This window comes from Paenibacillus sp. J31P13 (assembly GCF_056269295.1).
In genome coordinates this window covers 95,615-108,220 of record NZ_JBWDNR010000013.1, presented here as the reverse complement: position 1 = coordinate 108,220, position 12,606 = coordinate 95,615, and the positions used below count along the sequence as shown (strand labels likewise).

Sequence of the window (12,606 nt, the reverse complement as noted above, 5' to 3'; positions counted from 1 at the left end):
GCATCGTCGCCTTGGTGAGCCGTTACCTCACCAACTAGCTAATGCGCCGCGGGTCCATCTCTAAGTGATAGATTGCTCCATCTTTCCCGATTCGGTCATGCGACCAAATCGTGTATCCGGTATTAGCATTCGTTTCCGAATGTTATCCCAGTCTTAAAGGCAGGTTACCCACGTGTTACTCACCCGTCCGCCGCTAAGTATCAGAGATGCAAGCATCTCTTCAACTCCGCTCGACTTGCATGTATTAGGCACGCCGCCAGCGTTCGTCCTGAGCCAGGATCAAACTCTCCAAATTGGTGTTTGACTTGCTCAAAAACTTTTATCGCTTTTTTCGCTCATCCCGAAGGACTTGCGAGGCAGTTTGTTACTCGTTGTTCAGTTTTCAAAGAGCAATCTTTTCTTTCTTGTTTTGCTTGCCGTCCGCGTGTATCTCTCGGCCGGAATTAGAATATACCATGTATGCCTAGACTATTGCAAGTGTTTTTTTAAATTTTTTTAAAATACTTTTAAAATACTTTGAAATACTCTTTTTTAACGCATCTATTCGACTCTACTATTCACGCTCTATACTTATCTTTCATATCGTACATTCAAGTGTTAAACTGCATCGTCTGTCTTTGCCCTTATGCTAAGGTTCTATTATTTTGCGTCTGTGCAACTAAGTTAGCTCCTTCAAAGTGTATTGCATTCAAGTAAAACTCCTTATGCGGCGCAACACTGTTTCTCTAGACCCACACGTTTTATTATTTGTATAATGTAGCGGGTATCTTATTTAACAGCGTATCAAAGAACAAAAGTCACTTTAAAATGAATAAGTCTTTATGGGAGTGTTTCATGCTTGTGGATAAAAGGGGATTATTATGAGTAGCCAGAGCAGATCATCAAGTATGGTTGCGATCTGGATAAGCTTATTCAGCAACCTGCTCTTAACTGGAATTAAAATCATTGTAGGTTTGATAACCGGAAGTCAAGTATTGCTAGCAGACGGTATACACAATGCAGGCGATGTCATTGCAGTCATTGCAGCATTAAGTGCAACGGTAGTAGCCAAAAAACCGCGTGACCATGATCACCCTTACGGGCATGGACGAGCTGAAGTTATCGGCTCTGCAATGGTTGCGATTATTATGATTATTGCTGCCATCTTTATTGGGTACCATTCCGTGATGTCATTTTTCCATCCTGCCTCGGAAGCTAGTATCATTGCACTTATTGCTGCAGCCATTTCACTTATATGGAAGCAGTGGCTTTATATTTATTGCATGCGGTTAGGCAAAAGCAGTAATAGCAAAAGCTTAATTGCAACGGCTTACGACCATTTAGCTGATGTTTATGCTTCAATCGCCGCTGTTGTAGGTATTGGGGCTGCGCTAATTGGTGAAAAGTATACTATTGAGATTTTAAGCTATGGCGATCCCATTGCCGGAATTATTGTCGCCTTCTTCGTACTTAAGCTCGCGTACCATATGGGAAGAGAATCTATTGATATTCTTATGGATAAAATGGTTTCTCCCGAAAAATTGGACTTGTATACGAAACTTGTATTTTCCATTCCAGAAGTAAAACGTATTGATCGGATTCGTGCAAGGGAGCACGGTCATTATGTCATCATTGATGTTCGAGTAGGCGTACCTGCACAATTGAGCATTCAAGAAGGCCATGATGTTTCTAAAAAAATAAAAGCGATTATTATGGACCAAAATGAGGATGTAGAAGAAGTACTCGTTCATCTCAATCCTTGGTACAAAGAAAAATAAGAGAAAGGGGCTGCCTATAAATGTAGGCAGCCCCTTTCTCTTATTCACCTGCTTTTCTCTTCATTAAGTAAGGATAGAGAAGAATAATTCCGCAAATATAGAGTGCTAATGCAAATATGGCAGGCGATAGATGCCAAAAGTCGGTATATCCAATTCCCAAATGAACACTGAATCCTGCATAGAAGCCTGGTGCTCCTCCAAGCAATAACGTCCACCATATCCAGCGTTCTCCTTCTCCAATTCCCCATAACGCAATAATAAGAATGGCGATTGCATCGCAAAATAACGCACCCCCAAACCCTGCTCGGTCATGAGCAATCAATGGAATCAATTTCGGATTTGCTTCATTTAACTGCATCGAAGTCGTCCCCATATAAGTAAGATCCTGCGGCACGAACACATCGGTGACACCAACAACAGCTATGGTTATACCGCCAATGGCTAAAGCAAAGCCAAGCATGACAAAGCATAATTGACCCCACATGGCGGTTCTCCAAATGGAATCATTATATAAATTAACGGGCTTGCGATTAGGAAGATCGGGTGTTTTGCGCATAGAGAGAATAAACATCGGAAACAGCAATGCAGCAGCAAGCGCATGCAGCGGATCGAAATAGCCATAACCCAAATAGAGAAAAAAGCTTGAAAATCCAGCAATGCCTGAAGCGATTAATGCCGATTTACTCCAGTGCAAGCCGTATTTGAGGCCATGCCTCGCAAGCTGACCATACACGATGCCTATGGAAATCATCGTTCCAGCTAACGTAATACGATCATGAGACATGAAATGCAGCAATCGATGATTTATATGATGAATCTCTTCTCTGGTTAAGCCAATAAAATTCAAATCATAAGGCAAAAGGACCGAGGTCGTTGCGATGATCCATGAAAGAATGCCGCCAATAATCATCCCTAGACCGAGCAGCCACATCCATCCCCAATGCTTCCAAAATGCTGAAGCCTCTGGCTCCGGTGTGTGGCGTACCTCTTCATATATGATAGCTTCATTAATTCGTTTGGGCAGACCCGGACCCGCATACACTAATCCACTGTGCAGCATAATGTAGTTTGCGCCCGCTTCCATGAGTACAAGCGCATCCTTCGGTTCATGAACGCCGCACCCGCTCTTTATTATCAACGAAGGGGAGCAATGCGTACGGATATCCCGTATCTTTTGCAAAGCGAGCCCTCTACTCTCTCTGCCCACCGTAACGCCTTCTCCGTCTTGTATACCCTCTCCGATAACAATACCGCTCCAAATCATGGATTGCGGTTGATTTAACAAGTAAATAAGCTGTTCATTCGGAAAATCGGGCGGCACATACAGGAATAACGGTATAAGTGAGCTTCCTAAGTTGGACACTACTTTTGGCAATCCTTCTAATATAGTAACGGAATGATCCCAGCTTCTTTTACCGTAAAATAGATCCACATAAAAGCCTGCCGCTCCGCACTGACTAAGCCGCTCCATCATGAAACGAATCTCTTGAAGCGCCTTCTCAGGAGAAGAATCAGGCAGTGGAGTGATTCGTGCTAGCTGCGGCAATGCATGCTTTGGCTTTGCTATACGCTCACTAATTCGTTCGACTCCGTCATTCTCATAGTAAGAAGGATAACTTATATTTTGCTGCGCGTAGTTATTATGTATGGGGGCTTGGCTTTCAACTGGACTAACTGTAATTGGACCATGCTCGATAAACCCAAATCCAAATTGAGCTAACGCTTTATGCGCCGTCCCCTGAGCATCCACCCCGCCAGATAATCCGATAGGTGTATCCACTGGAATTTCTGCCATATTACGTTCTAGCAGCGGCGATGGCTCCATATGTCCAAGTGTTCTGATGACAAAAGATCCGGTTGGCAGTCTGCTAACCGCTCCAATGGCATGCAGGGTAATGGATCTGCTTATACGAGCGGGCATTTTAAATAGGATAGGACGAAATAAAGTCTGATAGGACCAGTCCGGCATATTCATTCTCCTAAAAGGTCTGCATAAGCAAACCATTCTCCAAGCTGCGCTTAGGTTTTTGGTTAAGAGTTGCATCGTCCCTATTATATATGGAGGACCAAATTTTTACACTTGCTTTATTATTTCCTACATTAATAGGCAACAAAAAAGGAAGCACCTTTGCCGTACATCGCAATAGGTGCTTCCTTCTATTCATACATTTTATTATTAAACCATGATCTTGCAGATATCATTTGTGAATTCAACTGGGTCTTGAATTGGCAAGCCTTCGATCAACAGAGCTTGCGTATACAATAGGTTTGTATAGAGGCTAAGCTTCTCTTGGTCATTAAGATGTGCCGCTTTTAACGATTGATAGACCTCGTGATTGATATTGATTTCCAATACCTTATCCGCTTTTACGTCTTGACTGTTAGGCATTGCCTTCAGTATTTTTTCCATTTCAATCGTAACTTCACCCTCAGCAGATAGGCATACAGGATGGGATTTTAGACGCTTGGAAGCTTTCACGCTTGATACTTTTCCAGCCAAAATGGTGCTCATTTGCTCGAACAGCTCTTTGCTTTCGCTCTCTTCTGTGTCCGTTGGTTTATCAGCAGCATCTGATTCAATGCCAAGATCACCGCTCGATACAGATTTGAATTCTTTTTCTTTGTATTTCGCAATTACCTTGATAGCAAACTCATCAATATCGTCAGTAAAGTAAAGCATTTCATAGCCTTTATCCGATACCAGCTCGATTTGCGGCAGCTTCTCTATTCTTTCAATCGATTCACCAGACGCATAATAAATGTACTTCTGATCCTCTGGCATTCTCGATACGTATTCATCTAATGAGACAAGCTTTTTCTCTTTTGAGGAATAAAACAGCAGCAGATCTTGCAGATCATCTTTATTAACGCCGTAATCATTATAAACGCCAAACTTCAGTTGTCTGCCAAATGATTTGTAGAATTGCTCATATTTCTCTCTTTCATCCTTCAAAATACTTTGCAATTGGCTTTTGATTTTATTTTTAATATTTTTCGCGATAAGCTTCAGCTGTCTGTCATGCTGCAGCAGCTCACGTGAAATATTAAGAGAGAGATCCTCTGAATCAACCATTCCTTTAACAAAGCTAAAGTAATCAGGAAGCAGGTCTGAGCACTTATCCATAATAAGTACGCCATTGGAATAAAGCTCTAAGCCCTTCTCATATTCCTTTGTATAGTAATCAAATGGTGTGTTCTCTGGAATAAACAAAATTGCATTATAGATAACCGCGCCGTCAGCGTTAATATGAACATGCTTGATCGGCTTATCGAAGCCATAACGTTTTTCAAAATAGAAATTGTCATAGTCCTCAGCAGTCAGCTCGTTTTTATTTTTCCGCCAAATCGGTACCATGCTGTTGATGGTTTGTTCTTCTAAGTAATCTTCGAGCTCGGTTTCACTGCCTTCCATAGGCCGTTGTTCCTTCATATCCATCTTGATTGGATATCTAATGAAATCGGAGTATTTTTTGATAATCGCTCTTAGGCGATATGGCTCAAGATACTCATCGTATTGCTCATCTTCTGTGTTCTCTTTAATTTTCAAAATAATATCCGTACCGACCGTTTCCTTCTCACACGGCTCGATGGTGTATCCATCCGAATTTTCGGATTCCCATTTGTATGCTTCATCACTGCCCAAAGCCTTACTGATAACTGTAACCACATCCGCCACCATGAAAGCAGAATAGAATCCAACACCGAACTGACCAATAATATTATGGCCGTCTTTGATTTCATTTTCGTTTTTGAAGGCGAACGAGCCGCTCTTAGCGATAACCCCAAGGTTATTTTCAAGATCCTCCTTCGTCATACCGATACCGGAATCCGAAAGTGTCAATGTGCGCTTCTCTTTATCCGCTGTTACTTTAATGAAATAGCTCTCTTTGTTGAACACTAATTGCTCATCAGTTAGAGCTTTGTAATATATTTTGTCAATGGCATCGCTCGCGTTTGAAATAAGCTCTCTTAAAAAGATTTCCTTCTGCGTGTAAATGGAATTAATCATCATTTCCAGCAATCGCTTTGATTCCGCCTTAAACTGTTTCTTAGCCATGAATGAATCTCCTTTCAAATCACAAATAAATTTGTTCATACCTAAAGGGTTGTCCCTCTTACAAACAGTTTAGCACTCCTATGACCAGAGTGCTAATTCTTATTTTTTATATATCATACAATCAATTTTGCTGTCAACATTACTTAATAAGAAATCAAGTTATTTACTTTTTCAATATTCCAAACGTGACTATTCTATTAATGACTAATTTAAGCTTGACTAAGATATAGCTCCCTACTGTATAATACGAAGTAGATTAACGTAAAGGAGCAAAAAATATGAAGGTTTATAGTAAATGGTTAATTCGTATTGCTGCCATTTATGCATTGATCGGAGCGATGCTCGGATCCGATATGGCAGGAAGAGAAGATCTGTCACTCATTCCTGTGCATACTCACATTAACTTAGTTGGCTGGCTTACCCTTTTTGCTTATGGAATCTTTTATTATGTAGTAAAAGAAGTCAGCATGAAAAAAGTAGCTAAATTACAAGCTTGGACCGCTATGATTGGCGGTGCATTAATGCCGATCGGCATGCTTTTGTACACTAAAATAGATAACACAGCGACTTTGATTGCCTTTATCGGCTCAGCATCCATCTTGCTTGTAGCAATGATTGCGTTTATCATTCTTTTATTTTTTGACAAAAAGATCTTTGCAAGCAACTAGCAACTAAGCGACTGTCAACTGCGGCAATTCAGCTAAGCCTATCCATTACATGCTTAAAAAAGAAGCCTTCATTAATGAATGGCTTCTTTCTTTTTTTATTGGACATGTAAGCCTTGCTTAATGGTATGGTTTAGAAACCATTTACATTTTCCCACGTCTATAGGTTGTGTGAGTTCACCATTCGGTTGATGAGAGGGGATATTATTTATGCAAGAAGCTTATTCTGGACTAACAATAATGGAACGAACCACAAATTTACGTGAGGACGTTTATCATTTTTTAGCTAAGAACGGCCATGAGGAAACAGCAATACACTGCTTGAAGGTTGGTGAGGAATCCAAGAGAATTGCCCTCTTGTTTGGTGCTAATCCTATTGATGCGGAGTACGCTGGATATCTGCATGATATTAGTGCTGTATTCCCGAACGAAATAAGAATATCTATTGCGCGCCAGCTAGGCATTGAGGTTCTGCCAGAAGAAGAAATCTTTCCGATGATCATTCATCAAAAACTGTCAAAAGAGATGGCTAGAGATTTGTTCAACATAGCTAATCCACATATTCTCGACGCTGTTGGCTGTCATACAACCTTGAGAGGACAGTCCTCACTTCTGGATAAGGTTCTATTTGTTGCTGACAAAATCGAATGGGATCAGCAAGGATTGCCGCCTTACATCAAAGAAATCAATAGGGAACTTAATAAATCCATCGATCATGCTTCTTTTGCATATATTAATTACCTCTGGCAACAACGCCAGAAATTGAAGGTCATACATCCATGGTTAAAAGATGCCTATGATGATCTATCTCCTCTTGTTAGCGATTAATCATTTATGCCAGACAGCTATCAAAATCAACTTAAACTCATCAAAAATACGCGTTGTTTTTATCAATCACCAGTTGTTAACCGCATGCTCAATAAAGGCAACCATGTCTTTCACTTCAATGACCTGACCATCATCAAGAATAGCTTTTCCTGTGAAAGTACCAAACAATTGATGACAGCTGTTATCTACAAACAACATTTTTGTTGCCGTAATTTGATCGTAAATAGGCGTGAACGTCATCTCAAATCGCCCATCGCTGCTTGTCACTTCCTTCTTGCTCATATAACCGCCTGCAGACAAATCAAAGTGAATGTGTTCGAGCTTGTGAGCGGTACCGTCGTAGAAAAGCATATTTTCCGTTGCGGAAGAAGTATTTCCGAAACCATGACCAATATTGAAGCCAAAGCGCTTCTCACCCACATAACAGCTGCCATTCCCCCAATACCAATCATGCCGGAACGGCCATACACCTCTGCCCCAATCCAGCAAGCCAAATGAAGAATCAGCATCAAAGCGATATTCCTTACCATCAATCCTTGCCATACCGCTGGCTGGCATACAGTTTATTTTATGATTATAGTAAAAATAGGCGGGGTCTTCATCGAAAGGTGTAGCCATTACAATAGATGTCTGATCAGGCTGTGCTAAAACAACATCAATATCCATCTGATATGTATTTTTGCCGCCTGCCTTGCAGATAAGTCGACGCTCCCCATCCTTTACTTGAAACTGCATGAAGAGATTATTACGATTATAGGTCAAATCCCCCTGCTCTGCCGAGAGAGGCATCCCAAGCCGATTAAAAGGCAGTGCAAGCATATTCGTAATTTCATAGTGTTGTCCGGTTTTGAACTCAAATAATTTAACCGCGATACTCCCTGCATATGACACATGCCCAATTGTAAACTGCAGACAATAGTCGTCATTGGAAACTTGATAGAAATCCCACTCTTTAATTTTCCATGGCGGGGCTTTAATGCTTTTACGGTTATAGTTCAATACCGCCCGTGTCGAATAACCTCTTTGCAAAAGAGAACCATCTCTACCGAGCAAATCTCCTGGTGAGCTTATCAGATTTTGCATGACTATGCCTCCTTTATTTGAATGCGTTTACATTGTATTTGATACCTATTATACGAAAGTATTTCATCTATTCATACCGATAATAGTTCTGGCATTTGAGCCTCACAAAACTCTCAAAATAATCGTTTTAAGGGAAGAATACCCTAAGAAGCTCACACACATAAAAAAAGCTCCCAACACAGGTTGGGAGCTTCATAGTTATTAAAAACCTGAAAGCAGATAATGTCATGCAGCTAATACTCCATTAAATGAGATCTAGAACGATTATATTCACTGAATGAGGTGCTAAAGTTATAAGTGTATTGTCGTTTTCTACTCGTACTTCCGCTTCGCACGGTACAACCTTCTCATCATTCTTCTTGTTGACGTTCGGGACATGAACAAGTGATGAGTCACCCGTTAAGGATATCCATTTCCCCCTATTCGATACGTTTACTCCTTTAAAATCAAGCTTAGTTGCTTTTTCCACACCGTCAGCATTAACGAGCTTGATGTACAAATGCTCATCATCTTTCGTAACCGAGTTGTAGATATCTCTGTTATAGGCTTCCAGCTTGTAATCCAGAACTTTGCTTGTCGTTATACCATCCGTATAAGAGCAAATCAGCCCTTTGCCATTAGCCCCGCCATAGTTGACCGTAATCGTATATTCGGTTTCATTCGCAAGCTCCTCATAGCAGCTGGCTCTTAAATTGCCAGCAGCCGTACTGGAGGAATAATCGCCTAAGGTATAACCTTCTATCCCTTGCTTATACACCTTCACACCAGTTGCATTGCCGTTATAGCCAATTGCATATTCGATGACTGTCTTCTTTTCGGATGAAATATCCGTCAAGCCAGCACCGATGTAGAAGCCGTCTTCGCCGGATACCTTCTCAGCTGTGACCTCCAATTTATAATTCGTCCATGCTTCATTCCATATATAAAGCCCGTTTAGTCCGGTGCTTTGTGCATGTAGCATCAAGCCTTTGGTCGGATGGAGCGTGAAACCCTCCGAGCCAGGAATCATTCTCCAAGCCGAATCCAATGGCTTCGTAAAATCTTGATCAAGCAGCACGCTGCCATCCACATTCGAGGTGACCTTCGCTCGCTTCACAATAATAGCTGCATTTCCAGCAGCAACCTCAATTCCTCCGCGAGGAATGAGTTCTCCTTGTTCGCCGTTCTGATATGTCGTAAAGGATGTACCTACAACTTTGGTACCGATGTATTTCGCATATAGCTGCTGAACATAATAGTTTGGTGTATACCATACCGTCTCGTCGTCAAACCAAATGCAATCCGGCGTCCATCTATACGTCCCATCCGTTAGAACCTTGTTAAATAATGGTGCAGTTGCAGCTAGTCTGACCACATCAGAGTTATTTTCGAAGCTCGTCATAATAGCAGCCTCTGCAATTGCCCCTGCCAAGGTATTCTTATCCGTAGATGCATATTCGCCTACAAATACTTTTGATGTTTCTGCTTCATTTAGGCTGCCGTCAGCATGATAGGCTCTGTAATAGTAATTGTATCGGTCTGCATTTTCTAGCAAGTACTCATTGGAACGGTAATAATGCTCATCCGCTATCGTATCCATGTAGTTCTTTTGCCTCGAATACCAGGTAACTGTTTCTTCAATGCACGATTTGCCATCGGTAAAGCTGATCTCTGCCGATCCCTTTAAGTTGCCGCTCAAAAACTTCCAGCCCTGCTGATAGGCATCATCATCTGCTTGAGCGCCAACCGTTGAGATAATAATTAATTCATAGCCAGGATAGTGCTGTTCCATGTACTCGTCTATAACTGTTTTGAAATACTCGAAATTAGCAAAAAACTCCGTTCCCCAGTTTTCATTGCCCACGCCCAAGTAACGCAGGTCAAACGGCGCTTCATGCCCCATCTTTTTACGCAAAGCCGCCCATTCATTATTTTCAAAATCTGTATTGATCGCAAAATCAATTAAGTCTGTAAAATTTTTGACATAGTAGTCTCTTAGCTTACCGCCAGCAGGATTCGCATAATCTGAGCGAGCTTGGCAGAGCACCCCGCAGGCCATAACAGGAAGAGGCGTTGCATTCAGATCTTCGGCCAATTGGAAATACTCCATGTAACCAAGACCCATGGTCATCATGTAGCCCCATACGTTAAAGTTCTCTTTGCGCAGCTCAATATCATTGACCGACTCTTTCCAGTCATAAACATTTTCCCAAATATGCGAGCCCTCAGAGATACAACCGCCCGGAAAACGAAGAAACTTAGGATGCAAATCAACCAATGCATTCACTAAATCTTTTCTCAAACGGTAGTTGGAATTCCCTTTAAAGTTGGAATGAGCAGTTAATGATCGCTCTTCCTCGCCGGCACCCCAAACATCCTCAGGCATTAATGAGACCATATCAATGGATATCTCACCGTTAAACGTAAGAGCCAATTGACCGAGTACTGTTTTTGAACCGGTCAATACAAGCTTCGAATCTATCCCGTACTTTTTCCACGTGCCGTCCCCATTCACTTGGACCGCTGCTGTATCACTAATCGCTACGCCATCTTTATTGAGCAATTGCAGAGTGATTATGCCTGCAGCTTCCGCTTTCGCCCAAATTGTGAAGTTATACTTCGCGCCTTCTTGAATAAACATTGCACAATTTTCGTTGGAATCAGCAAAACCTTTATTGTTTATAGTTGCTCCGTCCGCTACCGTCACATAATGGGCATTGACATCTCTATCTTCAATTCCAAAAAAATCATTTAACCCGCCCGTATCTTTGACCACCACTTTGTCTGTATCGCCTGACCATGCATGCAGGGGGGTATAATTTCTTCCCGTTGAGGTGCCATGCTCGCCGCAAACATGAGAATAGCTGTCGAACGTAAACGACTCGAATGAACGATTCTGCACCAGCTCTGCATAGATACCGCCGTCAGCAGCATTGTTAATGTCCTCATAAAATAGACCATATAAAATTTGACTAACATCTACTATTTCATTGCTTCCGTCAATCGTTAACGTATAGGGAGGTAAATCCTTAGGAAGCACAGATACAATAAAGCTTTTTTCGACTGTGCTGCTGCCTTTCTTTAGTTGGGCTGTAAGGGTAACACCTTGAGCCGCTCCAATCGTTTCGTTAACGACACCCGTATTAGAGATAGCATCGGTATGGCTCGATTGCCAAGAAAGCGCCACTTTCCCTCCCATAAGAGAAGTAGGCAGCTCAATATCTTTGGTAATGATAGAGGTTGGAAAGGCTAAATATTTATCTTTGGCAAGGTTAACAATCTCTTCATCTGTCAGAGATTCGCACATAACCTCAATGATTTCGTCTTGTGTTAAGCCTGCTTTATAAATACGGAAATCCGATAATGAGCCGCAAAAATCAGAATCCGCATCATACTGGGACATTCCGATACGATTTACGCTGTAATTCGTTTGATCTGTAAAAGTAGCAAACCATGCACGCAGCTTCGCATAAGTTCCGCTCGAAGTCTGGCTAATCGAACCATCTGCGACAACTTCGCCATTCACATAAATGACAGGTCCCGCACTGCTTAATGTGCCGCCATCCGTTCCTATAACAGACATGGAGATATGTATCCATTCACCAGCAGCAAAGGATTTCCCTGGATCTGCAATTAAATCTTCTCCCGCAAAGCAAGAGCCTCGTAAATGACGTGTTAAAAAAAGATAGGGTCCACTTGGGCCTTTGCCAAAATCAAAAATTCTTTCCCATACATTCGCAGCCTTGCCGCCATACAGCCAGGTCGAAACCGTAATTCCCGTATGATCACTGACCTCTTTAAGCAGATTATTAGGCAATGAAACATAGGATGTTCCTTGCTTTCCACCAGTAAGCGTAACCGCAGCTCTACCTCCTACGATTCCAATGGTAGGCTTCACACTACCTGCCGCGAAGCCATCATTGCCTCTTCCTGAATGGTCTTGACCTACATACTGAGGATTATCAAACTTATAATGTGCTATTAGACTATCATTAATAATAATGTTACCGTTGTCATTTTTCATAGGAGATCACCTGTCATCTTTGTTTTATACTGCATGCAGAACCTAACTTTCATGTTGATTATGACTTCAAATACAAATCAACCTGCTCATCAACTTCTTTTTACATTAACAAAATAACATAATCACTAATCAATTAATATATTAACTAACTATCAATAAAAAAGAAAGCACTTTAATAAAAAATACCTATAATTAAACATTACCAAAAATATC

At 41.5% G+C, this 12,606-nt stretch carries 7 protein-coding genes and 1 rRNA gene; 3 read left to right on the top strand and 5 right to left on the bottom strand.

Annotated features, from left to right (window positions below; all coding sequences use genetic code 11):
• Window positions 1-295 (bottom strand): 16S ribosomal RNA (locus AC0YOD_RS26225); the annotation flags it as partial.
• A 565-nt stretch (window positions 296-860) separates the two neighbouring features.
• Between AC0YOD_RS26225 and AC0YOD_RS26220 the strand changes: the two genes are divergently transcribed.
• The gene (locus tag AC0YOD_RS26220; protein ID WP_475802296.1) at window positions 861-1,757 is read left to right on the top strand and encodes a cation diffusion facilitator family transporter; all 897 of its coding nucleotides are present in this window, start codon (window positions 861-863) and stop codon (window positions 1,755-1,757) included.
• Window positions 1,758-1,797: 40 nt separating this feature from the next.
• On the opposite strand, the gene AC0YOD_RS26215 is transcribed toward AC0YOD_RS26220, so the two are convergent.
• Both AC0YOD_RS26215 and htpG read right to left on the bottom strand, forming a co-directional pair.
• Window positions 1,798-3,726 (bottom strand): dihydroorotate dehydrogenase, encoded by a 1,929-nt coding sequence (locus AC0YOD_RS26215; RefSeq protein ID WP_475802295.1) that lies wholly within the window; start codon window positions 3,724-3,726, stop codon window positions 1,798-1,800.
• Between the two features lie 207 nt (window positions 3,727-3,933).
• Entirely contained in the window at window positions 3,934-5,814 is a 1,881-nt protein-coding gene (htpG, locus tag AC0YOD_RS26210; RefSeq protein ID WP_475802294.1) for a molecular chaperone HtpG, read from the bottom strand.
• Window positions 5,815-6,092: 278 nt separating this feature from the next.
• On the opposite strand from htpG, the gene AC0YOD_RS26205 reads away from it, so the two are divergent.
• Together AC0YOD_RS26205 and yqeK are read left to right on the top strand one after the other, a co-directional pair.
• The gene (locus tag AC0YOD_RS26205; RefSeq protein ID WP_475802293.1) at window positions 6,093-6,482 is read left to right on the top strand and encodes a hypothetical protein; all 390 of its coding nucleotides are present in this window, start codon (window positions 6,093-6,095) and stop codon (window positions 6,480-6,482) included.
• Window positions 6,483-6,689: 207 nt separating this feature from the next.
• Entirely contained in the window at window positions 6,690-7,307 is a 618-nt protein-coding gene (yqeK, locus tag AC0YOD_RS26200; protein WP_475802292.1) for a bis(5'-nucleosyl)-tetraphosphatase (symmetrical) YqeK, read from the top strand.
• 66 nt (window positions 7,308-7,373) lie between these two features.
• On the opposite strand, the gene AC0YOD_RS26195 is transcribed toward yqeK, so the two are convergent.
• Window positions 7,374-8,390 carry a DUF2804 domain-containing protein gene (locus AC0YOD_RS26195; protein WP_475802291.1) on the bottom strand — a complete coding sequence of 339 codons (1,017 nt, stop codon included), beginning with the start codon at window positions 8,388-8,390 and terminating at the stop codon, window positions 7,374-7,376.
• A 244-nt stretch (window positions 8,391-8,634) separates the two neighbouring features.
• Window positions 8,635-12,393, bottom strand: coding sequence for an alpha-L-arabinofuranosidase C-terminal domain-containing protein (locus AC0YOD_RS26190; RefSeq protein WP_475802290.1), 3,759 nt, complete (start codon window positions 12,391-12,393; stop codon window positions 8,635-8,637).
• Window positions 12,394-12,606 lie beyond the last annotated feature (213 nt).